Origin of the sequence: Aestuarium sp. (assembly GCF_023253315.1) — a bacterium.
Classification (GTDB): domain Bacteria; phylum Pseudomonadota; class Alphaproteobacteria; order Rhodobacterales; family Rhodobacteraceae; genus Marivivens; species Marivivens donghaensis.
Genome location: NZ_JALRGW010000001.1, coordinates 128,511 through 143,797, shown reverse-complemented (window position 1 = coordinate 143,797; position 15,287 = coordinate 128,511). Strand labels below are relative to the sequence as shown.

The window sequence follows — 15,287 nt, the reverse complement described above, 5'->3', positions numbered from 1 at the left end:
GAGCTGTGAAAACAGCTCGCCCTTTCTTTATTCTTTCTTTTTAATCAGATGCAGCATAGGCTCGCTGCATTGCCGCAAACGTTCGGGGAGGGACCCGTGGCCGAAACAAACAAACCACTGCTCATCAAACGGTACGCAAGCCGCCGCCTCTACAATACTGAAACAAGCGACTACGTGACGCTTGAGGATATCGCGCTGTTCATTCGTGAAGGCCGTGAAGTTCAGATTGTAGATCTGAAGTCTGGGGATGATCTGACTCGTCAGTATCTCCTTCAGATCATTGCAGAACATGAAAGCCGCGGGGAAAGCGTGCTTCCGGTGGATGTGCTCACAGATCTGGTGCGCAGCTACACGACCCAAGCGACCTCTGTGGTGCCACAGTTCCTCGCTGCGTCGTTCGAGATGCTCCGTCAGAGCCAGTCGTCGATGATGGAAAAGATGACCAAATCGCAGCCCGCCATGCCTTCTATTCCGGGGCTAGAGGCGATGCAGGCGCAGCAAGCTGCATTCTTTAAGGCGATGACAGGTGGTCTGGTCGGATCATCTGGCCCCGAAAAAGAGGAAGAGCCCAAAGGCGGCGACGACCTCGATACGATCAAAAAACAACTTGCCGAGCTTCAGGACAAACTGTCCAAAATTGGCAAGTAATCAACGAAAGCCGCCTCTGTGCTGACCGATCTCACGATTTTAATTGTGACGGTCCTCGCGGGGGCGGTTTTGTTTTACCCAAAGCTCAGACGCGCAACAGGGTGGCGGGCCACGGTCACGCCACTGGCCTCTATCATCGGTAGCGGGTTTCTGGTCCTCGGTCCTGTTCTTGACGACAGTTTCGGCGCTTTTGCCCCCGTTGTGATGCTGGGCCTCTGCGCTGTGGCCTATGCCTTTGGCGGTGCGATCCGCGCGAACATCCACGACATCGACGCAAACCCTGACCGTGGCCGTGGCATTGCGCGGCTCGAAACCGTGGCTTCTTGGCTGCTGGCTGGGGCCTATTTCATCTCGGTTGCCTATTACCTGAACCTCTTTGGCGCCTTCGCCGCGACCCTGACCCCGTGGGACGGCGCCATGCCCGCACGGATCATCACGACTGTGACCTATGCGGTCATCCTCTTGGTCGGCTGGGTCTACGGATTTCACGCCATGGAACGGATGGAGCAAGCCTCCGTCACCCTCAAACTTGCGATCATCGCGGGCCTGCTCGCAGGTTTGGCTGTGCATTTCCCGGACCAAGCGAGTGCGGGCGGTTTGGTCATAAACCCCGTCACGGTGTCTGGCTGGGGCGCTGTTACATTGGCCTTTGGCCTGATCGTTACGGTCCAAGGTTTCGAAACCTCGCGTTACCTCGGTGATACGTATTCCGCCGAAATGCGGGTGCGATCGATGCGGTGGGCGCAGCTGATTTCTGCCGCTATCTATATGATTTACATATGCCTTTTGGTGTATCTCTTCCCCGCAGGCCATGTGCCTTTGTCTGAAACGGCAGTGATCGACATGATGGCCATCGTTGCGCCCGTTTTGCCGCCACTTTTGATCGTCGCGGCCCTGTCGGCCCAGTTCAGCGCGGCTGTGGCGGATACAGGCGGATCGGGCGGATTGGTGACGGAACTGACCAAAGGGCGGCTCGGTACGGGGCAATCCTATGCGGTGCTGGTCGCCGTGGGATTGGCGCTGACGTGGGGTGCAGATGTCTTTGCCATCATCGCCTACGCCAGCCGTGCCTTTGCCGCCTATTACGCCGTCCAAGCTGCCATCGCCGCCCAACGAGGGCGACCGATCTATTGGACGCTGGCGGTTTTGGGCGCGGGCATCGCGATCTTTGGTCGATCGGTCGAAGGCTAATCATTCGCCGTTGCGGCATCGCGGTTGACCCCCTAGCGTAGCCGCAGCGAACAGGAGGCATGGTTCATGGCACCATCATCAGGTCGAATTACCCTCTGGGGCGTTGAGGTCTTTGTGGCCACTGCGCAAGAGGCCTCCATCTCGGCGGCGGCACGGCGGTTGGGATCGTCCGCCGCGACGGTGAGCCAGCAGTTGACCAATTTGGAAACCAGCATCGGCGCGGTCCTGTTGAACCGCAACGAACGACCCATCACGCTGACCTCAGCGGGCGAGAAATTCCTCCGCCGCGCCAATGCCATTCTGAACGAGGCTGATCAGGCGCGGTTGGAACTCTCGGGCGATAATTCTGGGTTAACGCGCCTCCGCCTCGGGATGATCGAGGATTTTGAGACTGACGTGACACCACGCCTCTTGGGCGAGATTGCCGATGTTCTGAAATCCTGCCAGTTCCTGCTAGAGACGGGCCCATCGCATCAGTTGCACGACCTTCTGGACGCACGGGCGCTCGATATGATCGTGGCGGCGGACCTGCCGACGATGACCGAAGGGCTGGAGCGTCACGCGCTCATGCAAGAACCCTTTGTCATCGCAGCGCCCAAGGGGGCCGTGGATCTGGTCGCGCCGCTGTCTGATCTGCGCCGTTTGCCGATGATCCAATACACCACTCGCCATTTCATGGGGCAGGTGATTGCCGCGCATTTGGCACGCGAGAATTTCCCACTGGCCCATCGGTTCGAGTTGGACAGTTATCACGCGATCCTTGCGATGGTTGCGGGCGGGGCGGGATGGTCGATCCTGACACCGATGGCGTGGCTGCGGGCGGAACGGGTGCATGATCAACTCGACCTGATCCCGCTGCCTTTCGCACCACTGTCGCGCCAGATTGCCCTGACCGCACGGCGCGGGGCGCTCTCGGACACACCGACCCAAGTGGCAAACAGGTTGCGCCCGTTGATCGACGATTTGATCGTCGGTCCTGCGGTTACCGCCTACCCGTGGCTCAAGGGACAGCTCACCACGCTCTAGTGGAAATCGCGGCTTTTGGGGATGACGCGGACGTTGCGCGGGTGACGGGCGGCGCCTGCGGGAATGGGTTTTGTGACCTCATCCGCGCGGGCCATCGGGGGTGCCATCGCCTCGGGCGCCAATCGCAAAAGCGCATCCGACCGATCCTCTAGGTGCTGCGCCACAACGTGGATGATGTCGCCCTCGCGCTGGATGTACCCCTCGACGGACAAGAGCCGAGACTGCATCACCACCTTGCGATAGGCCTCCATCATCTTGGGCCAAACGACGATATTGGCGACGCCAGTTTCATCCTCAATGGTGATAAAGCACACGCCCTTGGCCGATCCAGGTCTTTGACGGATCAGCACTAACCCCGCCAGTTTGACCTTTTGCCACGGGCGGGACTGCATCAGATCGCGGGTCGCGCCATAGCCCTTTTTCCTCATCCCTGCGCGTAAGAACCCCATCGGATGCGCCTTGAGCGACAGATGCAGCGTCTGATAATCCGCCACGACCTGTTCGCAATTGGGCATCTGAGGCAGGGCGACAGCGGGTTCGGCGCCTTCATCGCGCGTCTCGGCAAACAGTGGCAGATCGGGCGCATCGCGGAGCGATTTCGCCTCCCAAAGGGCTTGCCTGCGGTCGATAAACAGTGACCGCATCGCATCCGCCTCGGCCAGTTTGCGGATGTGGGCCGCGCTGATCCCAACCTCTTGGAGCGATTTGACATCCCGAAACGGCCTGTCACGCGCCGCCATCAATCGCAGGGCCGCCGCCTGTGGAAACCCGCTGATCTGACGGAACCCCAATCGCAGCGCAAAGCCCCCGCTGAGGGGTTCCAACGTCGTGTCCCAATCCGAGTAATTCACATCAGGCGGACGCACGATCACGCCGTGCTCGCGGGCATCACGCACCAGCTGCGCAGGAGCATAAAATCCCATCGGCTGCGCATTCAGCAGGGCCGCGCAAAAGGCTGCAGGGTAATGGCATTTCAGCCAGCTCGACACATAGACCAACTGGGCAAAGCTCGCCGCGTGGCTTTCGGGAAACCCGTATTCGCCAAAGCCCTTAATCTGATCGAAACAACGGCGGGCGAATTCCTCGTCATAGCCGCGCGTCACCATCCGCCCGACCATCTTTTCCTCAAGCCGCCCAATGGTACCACGGCTGCGGAAGGTCGCCATCGCCTTGCGCAGTTCATTGGCTTCGGCGGGGGAAAACTCTGCCGCTTCAATCGCGATCTTCATCGCCTGTTCCTGAAAGATAGGCACGCCGAAGGTCCGCCCAAGGATTTGGCGCAGTTCTTCGGGGTGATGGGGCGGCGCGGGGGACGGATAAATCACGGGTTCCTCACCGCTCCGCCGACGCAAATACGGGTGCACCATGTCGCCCTGAATAGGCCCAGGCCGCACAATCGCCACCTGCACCACGAGGTCGTAAAATTCACGCGGCCGTAGGCGCGGCAGCATGTTGATCTGCGCACGGCTTTCCACCTGAAACACCCCGATGCTGTCCCCACGGCAGAGCATATCGTAAACCCTCGGGTCCTCTCGGGGCGTGGTGGCGAGGGTTAGGTGCTTTCCGTAATGCGCTGAAATTAAATCGAAACACTTGCGGATGCAGGTCAGCATGCCGAGCGCGAGGATATCCACCTTGAGGATCCCCAGCGCATCAATGTCGTCCTTGTCCCATTCGATGAAACTTCGATCCGCCATCGCGCCGTTGCCGATGGGAACGGTTTCGGTCAGGGGCCGTTCGGTTAGGATAAACCCGCCCACATGCTGCGAGAGGTGCCGCGGCATCCCGATCATCTGGCGGGCCACGGTCAGCGTGCGACGCAACAGCGGGTCACTCAAATCCAAGCCCGCTTCTGTGACGCGTTTTTCCTCAACATCGGTGCCCCACGATCCCCAAACGGTTTTGGCGATGGCGCTGGTGACATCTTCGGATAGGCCCATGACCTTGCCCACCTCGCGGATGGCAGAGCGGGGGCGATAGTGGATCACCGTCCCACATAACCCCGCCCGATCCCGCCCGTATTTGGCGTAGATATGCTGGATCACTTCCTCGCGCCGTTCATGTTCGAAATCGACGTCGATATCGGGCGGTTCCTTGCGTTCCTCAGAGATGAAACGTTCGAACAACAGCTGGTGCTGCGCGGGGTCCACCGCCGTAATGCCGAGCACATAACACACCGCCGAATTCGCCGCCGATCCGCGCCCCTGACACAGGATCGGCGGGCTGCTTTGATCACGGGCGAAACGGATGATGTCGTGAATAGTTAAAAAATACCGCGCAATATCGAGCTTTTCGATCATGCGAAGTTCTTTTTGTATAACTTTGACCGTCTCATCGGGTATCCCGTCAGGATAGCGGTCAGCGGCACCTTTCCACGTCAATTGCTCTAGGTAGGCCTGCGGACTTTGTCCCTCTGGCACGACCTCTTTGGGGTACTCATAGGACAGTTCGCGCAGGTCAAAACGGATGCTATCGGCCACCTCGCGGGTGGCGCGGATCGCATGGGGCCATTCGGCAAACAGGCGGCACATCTCTGCGGGTGTTTTCAGGTGTCGTTCAGCGTTCGGCTCTAGCAGGTAGCCCGCATCGCTCAGCCGTCGTTTTTCACGGATGCAGGTCATCACATCCTGCAGGGGCCTACGGTCGGGCGCGTGATAGAGCACATCGTTGGTGGCAAGGATCGACAGTCCGTTGCGATCGGCCAGCGCATCCAGATGGTTGATCCGTGCGCGATCCGCCCCGCGATAGAGGTAGGCCGCAGCGATATGGGTGATCTGCGGCACGCTGCGTTTGAGGTGCTTGAGCCGCGGTTCCCATTTGGTCAGGTCGTCGGGTGGGATCACAATCAGCCGCAAGCCCTCTGCCGCAGCGCGCAGGTCGGCCAGCGGAATGTCACAGGCCCCTTTGTCCTGCCACGTGCCGTCGGGCGTGTGGCGTTTGCCCTTGGACAACAGCGTAGACAGGCGACCATAGCTGGCCCGATCCGTGGGATAGGCGAGGATCATATCGCCCTCGGTCAGCACAATCCGACAGCCGATCAGCGGGCGGATATGCGCCTTTTCCGCCTCCACATAGAACCGCACGACCCCCGCAAGCGTGTTGTGATCCGCCACGCCAAGCGCATCATAGCCTGCCTCCCACGCGGTCTGCACCAGATCACAGGCCTCTGACGCGCCACGCAAAAAAGAAAAGCAGCTTGTGAGCCCCAGTTCCACATAGGCGCTGCGTGGATTGGGGGTGAAGTCGCTGTCGTCAGGCAGGCTCCGTTTCGGGTGATGGGGCGTAATGTCGGGCATCAGGCAAAGAGCCCATGCAGGAACCAGCGCGGCTCTGCCCCACGCAGATCGCCCAGCACACCCTCGCGGTAAATCCACAGGCGCAGGCCATGCTGATCCTCGACCTTGTAGTAATCGCGCAGTCGCGTGCCGGGTTTGTCGGCCCACCATTCGGGGGCAATCCGCTCTGGCCCGTCAAAGCGACCCACGCGGTGCACCTGCCGCCGCCAGACAAACTGGGCGGGCGGACCTTCGGGCACAGCATAGAGGACGCGGATTTCCTCGGGGTGTTCGAGCAGGCGAATGGGCCGCCGTGGATGGGTGGCGGCAGGGTCAGGGGTGCCCGCCATCGCAGGCCGCCACTGTTCCGAACGTTCGGGGATATGCCGTTCTAACGGGGCAGGACGCAGCACCCCACGCGGCCCAAACCGCGCGGTGAGACGGTCGATAGTCTGCGCGAGTTCGCTGCCATCCGTGGCGCGGCGATCCAGACGGTGCTGTAGCTTGCCCATCTGTTCGACAAAGGGCGCGGCGAGGGTGATCAGGTCAAAGCCATAGCCAGGGTCGATGCGGTCCAGCTTCCCGTCAAAAAGTTTGGCCAGATGGGCGGCATCGCGGCTGGGCTGGCTGGTCGCGACCGTGACAGAGGACACATCCCCATCGGTGCGATACACGGTCAGCGTGATCCGCCGCGCGCCAAACCCTGCGGCCTCTAGATCGGCGCAGAGGTCTTGGGCCAGTTGGGGAATCCATTCAGTCGGGTCTTGGACGGGTTCGGGCAGGCGGGCGTGAGTGATGAACCGAGGTGGATCATCTGGCGCATCCAGCGGCTCTGCCAATTTCCCCACCATCTGGTCGAGCCGCATCAGAGGGTTTTCCGCCAGCGGCGCACGGGCAAACCGACGGGCGAGAGGCACACGCGGCACCGCGATCAGATCGCCGATGGTCTTTAGCCCCAGCCGATTGAGCAACAGCGTCGTGTCATCCGTGATCCGCAAGGCCCGCACGGGCAGGGCGCTGATCTGTGTCTCTAGCTGATCCGGCGGGCAAACCGCTCGCACCGCGCCAAAGCGGGCCAGCCCCCATGCCGCGCCGTGGGTCGGGGCAATCGCGCTCGCAGAGTTGAGACCGAGGCCCGCCAGACGGTCCTCGATCTGCAAGAGCATCGCGTCCTCTCCGCCAAAGAGGTGAGCGCAGCCCGTGATGTCCATGACGATCCCATCGGCCCCATCCCGCGCGGTCCAAGGTGCCCACCGTCGCGACCAGAGCATCAGCCGTTCCAGCGCACGGGCATCGCTGTCCACATCCGCATGGTCGAGGTGCAGCGCAGGGCAGATCGCCCGCATATCGACAACGCGGGCACCGATATAGACGCCCGCGGCTTCGGCTGCGTGGTTGGTGGCATGAATCATCGCGCCCCGTGCACTATCCACGGCCAAGGCGCAGGGCATATCCGCAGGTGGGCTATCGCCGCGCCGATCCGCCATGATCTGCCAGCGGTCCATCGCAAAGCGGGGCAGGTGGAGGGACAGGATACGCCGCCCCGATGGTTTCGGTTTGGCCCAGTCTGGCGCAGGGGTCTGTAGCCCCGTTTCCAACTGTTTCAGGGCGGCAGCGAGGTCCATGTCCCGTGATGACAGGCGGCTCACCCTTCAGCCTCCCTCCGTTGGTCGTCATAGGCGTCCGCCTCAACGCCGTGGTCAAAGGTTAGTCGGGTGCCATCATACTGCGCCACCCAACGCCCCGTTTTGCCCCAGCGGGATCGGAATAAATCAGCCTCCCAGACGGGCGCACCGGGGGCGCGGCTGTCCCACGGGTGTTTGAGCGATTGCAGAGAGGCCACGCGCCAGCGATTGCGTGCCGCACTCAACCCCGCAGTAGCCGCCCGCCGAATGAGCCACGCGGGAATACGATGCGCCTCTGACCGCAAGGCCAGCCGTTTCGTGGCCGTAAAATCGAGGACGGCAGGATCACCCCAGACCTCGCCCAACACGGCGCCAAAGGCAGGGCAACGCAACCCTTCCTCCATCGCCCAGAGGACATCGACGGGGCGGTTGGCGTCCACATGGATGATCTCAATCGGGCGGGGCAATCCGCGCAGATGTGGACGGCCTGTTTCCTTGCGCGACAGGCGATCTTGAATCCACAGAACGGGTTTGGCCGTGTCCAGATGGGCCAGCACAAAACCCACCGCTGCTGCATCAATAGCGCGGGGGCTAAACACCTCTGACAGGGTGGCATCTTTGGGCGTTGGACGGGACATGGCAGACTCTTTGTTCTCTTTTTGTTCTACATCGAGTCGCCACCTTCCGTCAAATATCCTGATGGGCAGAGGGGCAAAGATCTGAAAATGCCTTGCCCTTGGAAAACGGCTAGGTAACGATCCGCCCATGACCCAAGATATGCGCCAAACGGCTACCCGAATTTTCAACGCAGGCGTCGCTGCCGCTGATCCCTTTACCGGCGTCCAAGGCGCATTGCCCGACACAGCCCCGGCGCTGATCCTGTCCGTTGGTAAGGCCGCCCGCCGTATGGCAGAGGCGGCGTTGGACCGTTTCGCGGGCGTGCCAACCATCGTGGTGACCAACGCTGAAAACGCGTCTCCGCTAGACGGCGCGACCGTGATCACCGCAGGCCACCCCGTCCCAGACGAGGGCGGTGCCGCTGGCGCGCGGGCCTTTATCGAGGCGATCCAATCAACCACGGGTCCCGTTCTGGTGCTCGTCTCGGGCGGTGGGTCGGCGCTGCTGCCTGCACCTGCGGGGAACATCACGCTCGAGGATAAGGCCGAGGTCAGCAGGCTCCTCTTGGCGTCGGGGGCGGATATTCGGACGATGAACCTGCTTCGTCAGCAACTATCCCTGATCAAAGGGGGCGGATTGGCGCGGCTTTGTGCGGGGCGCGACCTGCGGGCGTTGATCCTGTCGGATGTGGTGGGTGATGACCTCTCTACGATTGCCAGCGGGCCAACCGTTGCGCCTTTGGGCACACGCGCCGATGCGATTGCCGTATTGGAACGCCTGAACATCTGGGACCGTGTGGCGCAGTCGGTGCGCGATTGGCTCACCCGTTCTGACGCTGACCAGCCGATTGCAGAGGCGCGGAACATCCTGATCGGATCAAACGCCCAATCGGTCGCCGCAATGGCCGCAGAGGCTGGCGTGGCGTATGTCATTCCCACCGCCATCGAAGGGGACGTTGCCGATGCCGCCCGCGAAATCTGTGACGCGGCAGGAGAGGGCATCACCATTTGGGGCGGGGAAACGACCGTGACGCTCAAGGGCACAGGGCGCGGGGGCCGTAACCAAGAGCTCGCCCTGCGCATCGCGCTAGAGGCACAGGCACGGGGTTGGACCAACTGGACCTGCCTTCAGGGGGGATCGGACGGGCGCGATGGACCGACGGATGCTGCGGGTGGTTTGGTCGATGAGGGTACGCTTGCACGGATCGCGGCGGCGGGCGGTGATCTCGCGGCGCTCTTGGACAATAACGACAGCTACGCGGCACTGGGCCTTGCGGGGGATTTGTTGATGACAGGCGGCACGGGGACCAACGTCGCCGATCTGGGTGTCCTCATTCGATAAGAATTGAACAACCCTTCAATTTCTCTTGCCTCAACTCCGCTCTCGCCCGAAAGTGGTGTAAACAGAGACGGAGGACCTGATGAAAACGCGGATCGCTTTGCTGCGGCAAATGGGGAATGCACGCCCCTATGCCGATACAAAACCCATTGAAATCGTTGAGGCAGAGCTGTCTGAACCTGGTAGTGGGGAACTCCTGATCAAAATGGCGGCGGCGGGGCTGTGCCACTCTGACCTTTCCGTCATCAACGGCGACCGTCCGCGCGATATGCCTGTGGCGCTGGGGCATGAGGCCTCTGGTGTGGTTGAAGCTGTCGGCCCGAACGTCACCCGCTTTGCCAAGGGCGATCACGTGGTTCTGGTCTTTGCGCCCTCCTGTGGTCACTGCGTTCCCTGCGCCGAAGGCCGTCCTGCGCTCTGCATTCCTGCGGCGGCAGCGGCGGGCAAGGGCAGCCTGATCGGGGGTGACAAACGGATCAGCCACGAAGGCCACACCGTAAACCACCATGTCGGCGTCTCAGCGTTCTCGGACTACGCCGTGGTATCCGAGGCGTCTTGTGTGAAAATCGACAAAGACATCCCGCTGGATCGTGCAGCGCTCTTGGGCTGTGCGGTGCTGACGGGCGTTGGCGCTGTGCTGAACTCTGGCAACTTGCGGGCAGGGCAGACCTGCGCTGTGGTGGGCTTGGGCGGTGTTGGCCTTGCCGCGCTCTTGGGCGCGATTGCGGGTGGCGCGCGTGAAGTCATTGCGGTTGACCTTGCCGCCGACAAACGCGCCTTTGCGCTGGAACTGGGTGCGACTGCCGCAATTGACCCGTCAGAGGAAGGCGCGGTTCAAAAGCTGCGCGATATGACAGGCGGCGGTGTCGATCTCGCGGTCGAGGTGGCGGGTGCTGTGCCTGCGTTGAAATACGCCTATGACGTGACGCGCCGTGGTGGGACGACTGTCACCGCTGGCCTGCCGAACCCGCAGCACGAGCTGAAAATCCCTGCCGTGTCGCTGACGGCGAACGAACAAACGCTCAAGGGGTCTTATGTGGGATCATGCGTGCCGCTGCGGGATATTCCGCGCTTTGCCTCTATGATGATGCGGGGGCAGTTGCCGATTGAAAAGCTGATGACCCATCAGATCAAACTTGAGGACATCAACGAGGGCTTTGATCGTTTGGCCGAAGGGGCCGCGATCCGTCAGGTTGTCGTCTTTGGCTAACCTCTAAAAGTTTTGCGCCCGCTGTTGAGGGCGGGCGCAAGCTGCGTTTAGGTTTTGAAGATCCGGTAGATCGCTGGGATCACCAGAACCGTCAGGGCGGTTGAGGACAACAATCCGAACAAGAGCGAGATCGCGAGACCTTGGAAGATCGGGTCAACGAGGATCACCGCCGCGCCGATCATCGCCGCAAGCGCGGTCAAAAGGATCGGTTTGAAACGGGTCGCACCTGCTTCGATCAGAATGTCCACGGTCACTTCGCCGTCGTCATTGGCGTTGCGGATAAAGTCCACCAGTAGGATCGAGTTCCGCACGATAATCCCCGCAAGCGCGATGAAACCAATCATCGAGGTCGCCGAGAAGGGCGCGCCGAACAGCCAGTGACCACCCATAATACCGAGGAAGGTCAGCGGCACAGGGGTCAGGATCACCAGCGGCAGACGGAAGCTGCCGAACTGGGCCACGACGAGGATGTAAATCCCCAAGAGAGCCACACCAAAAGCAGCGCCCATGTCGCGGAAGGTGACCCAAGTCACTTCCCATTCACCATCCCAGAGGATGACGGGGGTATCTGTCTCGGACGGCTGACCGTTCAGGCTGATCTCGGGCTTCATGCCTTCGGGCCAGTCCATCGCGTCCAGACGTTCCTGCACGGCAAGCATACCATACAGAGGCGCCTCATAATCGCCCGCCATTTCTGCCATGACCATGATGGTGTCACGACCGTTGTGGCGGAAGATCGGGAACGACGCGCGTTCTTCGGTGATCTGCACAACGTCACCCAGTTCGACCACGCCACGACCACCGGGCAGGGCATTCGCCGGAACCGGAGTAGAGAGCGCCATCGCGTCCAGAGTGTTGTCGCCGTGGTCACGTGTCATCACGATCGGCAGCGGACGGCGGCCTTCGCCACGGTGGGAATAGCCCACAATCGACGACCCGTTCAGGAGTTGCAGCGTCTGTGTGACGTCGCTTTCCAGCACGTTGTAGAAGTCGAGGTCAGAGGTCATCAGTTCTGCCCGCAGACGACGCGGCTGGACGCCGTAGTTGTTGTCTACGTCCACGACAAAGTCGATGTCCTCAAACGCGGCACGGACCTTTTCAGCAACTTCGCGACGGGTGTCTGCATCAGGGCCGTAAACCTCTGCCAGAAGGGTCGCGATCACTGGCGGACCCGGAGGGGGTTCGACCGCTTTGACGACCGTGCCTTCGGGCAGGTTCAGCGTGGCAAGGCGTGCGCGCAGGTCCAGTGCGATGTCGTGGCTGGTGCGGTCACGTTCTGTTTTCGGCAGAAGGTTCAGCTGCACCTCGCCCATCTCTGGGTTTTGACGGAGGTAGTAGTGACGCACGAGGCCGTTAAAGTTGAACGGTGCCGCAGTACCCGCGTGGGTCTGGGCCGAGATCACCTCGGGCATATCCATCGCGATACGTGCAGCGGCTTGGGCAACGGCATCGGTGGCCTCAACGCTCGACCCTTCGGGCAGGTCGATCATAATCGCCAGTTCCGATTTGTTGTCGAACGGCAGAAGCTTAACCGTTACCTCCTTGGTGTAGAGCAGGCCGAGCGACCCGAAGGACAGCACAACCACGACCAAGAGGAAGATCAGCGACGACTTCTTACCCGACAGCAGCGGACGCGCGATGCGGTCATACATGCGACCGAGTTTGCCACCGGGGAAACCATGGCCATCATCGTGATGAAGTTCCGCACGGCCCGCGATTTTCAGCATCAGCCACGGGGTCAGGATCACCGCCACAAAGAACGAAAAGATCATCGCGGCAGAAGCGTTCGCGGGGATCGGGCTCATGTAGGGGCCCATCAGACCTGACACAAAGAGCATCGGTAGAAGGGCAACCACAACGGTCAGGGTCGCAACGATGGTCGGGTTTCCGACCTCAGCCACAGCCGCGATGGTCGCGCCAAAGCGGCTCTGCCCCGGTTTCTTCATCCCCCAGTGTCGGGCGATGTTTTCGATGACCACAATCGCGTCATCCACCAAGATCCCGATCGAGAAGATCAACGCAAAGAGCGATACACGGTTGAGCGTATAGCCCATGATGTAAGCCGCAAAGAGCGTCAGGAGGATCGTCACAGGGATCACAATGGCGACCACGATGGCTTCGCGCCAACCGATGGCGAGCCAAACGAGGATCACGATAGAGATGGTCGCCAAAGCGAGGTGGAACAAAAGTTCGTTCGCTTTTTCGTCGGCGGTTTCACCGTAGTCACGAGTGATTTCGATATCGACGGATTCAGGGATGAGTTTGCCGTGCATGCCTTCAATGCGATGCAAGATTTCCTCGGCCACGATCACGGCGTTCGATCCAGCGCGTTTCGCAAGCGCGAGGGTGACCGCGGGACGACGGGTGACCTCGCCGTTTTCATCACGGGTGAGGGTCGCCACATGGCGTTCGTCGATGTCATTGACCAGCGCCACATCGGCCACGTCACGAACATAGACCGTGCGGCCGTCGCGGGTGGTGAGTTCAAGGTTGCCGATATCCGCAGGTGTGGTCAGCGTGCGACCGACGACGAGGCCGATCTGTTCACCCCCATCACGGAGGGTGCCCGCAGGAACCGCGCTGTTCGCGCTCTGCACTTTGCCTGCAAGCTGCTGGAGCGTCACACCGTAAAGCGCCAGTTTTTCGGGGTTCGGGGCAACGCGGATCGCCTCATCGGTTGCACCGATCAAATAGGTCAGGCCCACGTTTTCAATCGTCGCGGCCTCAACTTCGACCTCGCGCGCAATGCGGGTCAGGTCAGCGGCGGTGATGTCCTCATGGCCTTCAGCGGCGCTAAAGGTGACAGAGAGGATCGGCACGTCGTTGATGCCACGGCCCACGACCATCGGCTGCGGTATGCCCACAGGGATACGGTCGAGGTTCGCCATGATCTTGTCCCGCACGCGCAGGATCGCAGTGTCAGAGGGGATGCCGACCTCGAACCGCGCGGTGACCATCACGTGGTCGTCACGGGTGTCAGAGTAGACGTGTTCGACGTTGTCGATGCCTTTGATGATCGTCTCAAGCGGCTCTGTAATAAGTTTCACCGCGTCCTCGGCCCGCAGGCCTTGGGCTTCGACGAAAATATCGACGAGTGGCACTGAGATTTGCGGCTCTTCTTCGCGGGGCAGAGCGCCCAGCGCAATCAGTCCAACGGCGAGCGACGCCATCAGCAGAAGCGGTGTCAGCGGCGACAGCAAGAACATACGGGTCAGGTGACCCGCAATGCCTAGGCTGCCTGTTTGGTTCGGATTACTCATGGTCAGTCACCACTACGTCGCCAGCATTCAGGCCGGTTAGAATTTCAACCCACTCGACGCCGTCACGCAGCATCGTGCCACCCGGAACGACGGCTTTTTCGATGGTGTGCCCGCCCTGTTCGACCGCAACGAAATCAATGCCGCCGATTTTGGTCACGGCAGTGGCAGGAACGATCAGCGCGTCATGGGTGCCAACGGTCAGGCGCACGGGCACACGCAAGCCCACGAAGGTGTCAGAGAGGCCGTCGACCTCAACGTCAGCCTCAACGCGACCGCCAGAGATTTGCGGGTAGATCTTGGCCAGACGGCCTTCGATTTCGCCGTCGGCGCCGTCTATGGAAATTGGATCGCCTTGGGTCAATGACAGGGCGTGGCGTTCGGGGATCGACAGACGCAGGAACACGCCGCCACCGCCGATGACCGCTACAGGTTCACCTGGGTTGATCACGGAACCAAGCGAGACAGGCACATCAAGGACGATACCCGTTTCAGGCGCAAGAACGCTGCCTTCTTCGATCTGGCGTTTGACGACCAGCTTTTCCGCCTCAGTCCCAGCGATTTCGCCGTTCAGAACGTCCACCGCGGTTTGCAGACCCTCAAGGCGCTGCCCCGTGATCACGCCGTTTTCCGACAGTTGCTGACCACGTTCGAGGTCGGCCTGCGCAGTTGCGAGACGCGATGCGAGGGCTTCAAGACGGGCGTCTAAAGCCTCTACCTGCAACAGAAGTTTGTCGTCTTCGATGCGGGCGATGGCCTGACCAGAGGTGACCTGATCGCCTTCGCTCACCAGCAGCTCTGTGATGGTGCCCGGAATACGAGCCCGTGCGGGTACGCGGTCGCGGGTTTCGACGGTGCCGTAGACGGGCTTCCATTCCTGAACAGGCTCAGGACGGAGGGTGATCGTGTCCGCCGCAGCGGTGAATCCGGTCGCAGCGATGCAGGCCGTGAGTAGGAGCGCGCGCATGGGGGCCTCTCTGGTTAAACATTTAATTTGCGACATATATAGACATGCTAATATAAAAGCCAAGCGATTCTTTGGCCCGTGTCCCAATCAGTTTGCCGCAGCCATATGAAAAGAGCGCAAACCGACCGTTCG

Annotated in this window: 10 protein-coding genes; 5 read left to right on the top strand and 5 right to left on the bottom strand. The window is 61.1% G+C overall.

Going from position 1 to position 15,287, the window contains the following annotated elements; genetic code table 11:
* Positions 1-96 precede the first annotated feature (96 nt).
* From phaR to AC1QQ2_RS00705, 3 genes are all read left to right on the top strand, one after another.
* Positions 97-648: a polyhydroxyalkanoate synthesis repressor PhaR gene (gene phaR, locus AC1QQ2_RS00715; RefSeq protein WP_479711701.1), complete on the top strand. Its 552-nt coding sequence runs from the start codon at positions 97-99 to the stop codon at positions 646-648.
* Between the two features lie 18 nt (positions 649-666).
* Positions 667-1,839, top strand: coding sequence for an APC family permease (locus tag AC1QQ2_RS00710; protein WP_479711700.1), 1,173 nt, complete (start codon positions 667-669; stop codon positions 1,837-1,839).
* A 66-nt stretch (positions 1,840-1,905) separates the two neighbouring features.
* The gene (locus AC1QQ2_RS00705; protein ID WP_479711699.1) at positions 1,906-2,865 is read left to right on the top strand and encodes a LysR family transcriptional regulator; all 960 of its coding nucleotides are present in this window, start codon (positions 1,906-1,908) and stop codon (positions 2,863-2,865) included.
* Here AC1QQ2_RS00705 and AC1QQ2_RS00700 read toward each other — a convergent pair.
* From AC1QQ2_RS00700 to AC1QQ2_RS00690, 3 genes are read right to left on the bottom strand one after another with little or no spacing between them, the layout of a single operon-like run.
* Entirely contained in the window at positions 2,862-6,161 is a 3,300-nt protein-coding gene (locus AC1QQ2_RS00700) for an error-prone DNA polymerase (RefSeq protein ID WP_479711698.1), read from the bottom strand. The two genes, AC1QQ2_RS00705 and AC1QQ2_RS00700, sit on opposite strands and share 4 nt — an antisense overlap.
* Positions 6,161-7,789 carry a Y-family DNA polymerase gene (locus AC1QQ2_RS00695; RefSeq protein WP_479711697.1) on the bottom strand — a complete coding sequence of 543 codons (1,629 nt, stop codon included), beginning with the start codon at positions 7,787-7,789 and terminating at the stop codon, positions 6,161-6,163. Before AC1QQ2_RS00695 ends, AC1QQ2_RS00700 begins: the two co-directional genes overlap by 1 nt.
* Entirely contained in the window at positions 7,786-8,403 is a 618-nt protein-coding gene (locus AC1QQ2_RS00690; protein WP_105234790.1) for an ImuA family protein, read from the bottom strand. The genes AC1QQ2_RS00695 and AC1QQ2_RS00690 overlap by 4 nt, the downstream gene beginning before the upstream one ends.
* 127 nt (positions 8,404-8,530) lie before the next feature.
* Between AC1QQ2_RS00690 and AC1QQ2_RS00685 the strand changes: the two genes are divergently transcribed.
* Both AC1QQ2_RS00685 and AC1QQ2_RS00680 read left to right on the top strand, forming a co-directional pair.
* Entirely contained in the window at positions 8,531-9,724 is a 1,194-nt protein-coding gene (locus AC1QQ2_RS00685; RefSeq protein ID WP_479711696.1) for a glycerate kinase type-2 family protein, read from the top strand.
* Between the two features lie 79 nt (positions 9,725-9,803).
* Entirely contained in the window at positions 9,804-10,931 is a 1,128-nt protein-coding gene (locus AC1QQ2_RS00680) for a zinc-dependent alcohol dehydrogenase family protein (RefSeq protein WP_479711695.1), read from the top strand.
* A 47-nt stretch (positions 10,932-10,978) separates the two neighbouring features.
* On the opposite strand, the gene AC1QQ2_RS00675 is transcribed toward AC1QQ2_RS00680, so the two are convergent.
* Positions 10,979-14,191 carry an efflux RND transporter permease subunit gene (locus tag AC1QQ2_RS00675; protein ID WP_479711694.1) on the bottom strand — a complete coding sequence of 1,071 codons (3,213 nt, stop codon included), beginning with the start codon at positions 14,189-14,191 and terminating at the stop codon, positions 10,979-10,981.
* Entirely contained in the window at positions 14,184-15,155 is a 972-nt protein-coding gene (locus AC1QQ2_RS00670) for an efflux RND transporter periplasmic adaptor subunit (protein WP_479711693.1), read from the bottom strand. Before AC1QQ2_RS00670 ends, AC1QQ2_RS00675 begins: the two co-directional genes overlap by 8 nt.
* Between the last annotated feature and the right edge of the window lie 132 nt (positions 15,156-15,287).

Coding starts and splice junctions, on each gene's coding strand:
- AC1QQ2_RS00690 (WP_105234790.1), bottom strand. CDS start 8,403: ATGTCCCGTCCAACGCCCAAAGATGCCACCCTGTCAGAGGTGTTTAGC.
- AC1QQ2_RS00675 (WP_479711694.1), bottom strand. CDS start 14,191: ATGAGTAATCCGAACCAAACAGGCAGCCTAGGCATTGCGGGTCACCTG.
- AC1QQ2_RS00670 (WP_479711693.1), bottom strand. CDS start 15,155: ATGCGCGCGCTCCTACTCACGGCCTGCATCGCTGCGACCGGATTCACC.
- AC1QQ2_RS00705 (WP_479711699.1), top strand. CDS start 1,906: ATGGCACCATCATCAGGTCGAATTACCCTCTGGGGCGTTGAGGTCTTT.
- AC1QQ2_RS00680 (WP_479711695.1), top strand. CDS start 9,804: ATGAAAACGCGGATCGCTTTGCTGCGGCAAATGGGGAATGCACGCCCC.
- AC1QQ2_RS00700 (WP_479711698.1), bottom strand. CDS start 6,161: ATGCCCGACATTACGCCCCATCACCCGAAACGGAGCCTGCCTGACGAC.
- AC1QQ2_RS00685 (WP_479711696.1), top strand. CDS start 8,531: ATGACCCAAGATATGCGCCAAACGGCTACCCGAATTTTCAACGCAGGC.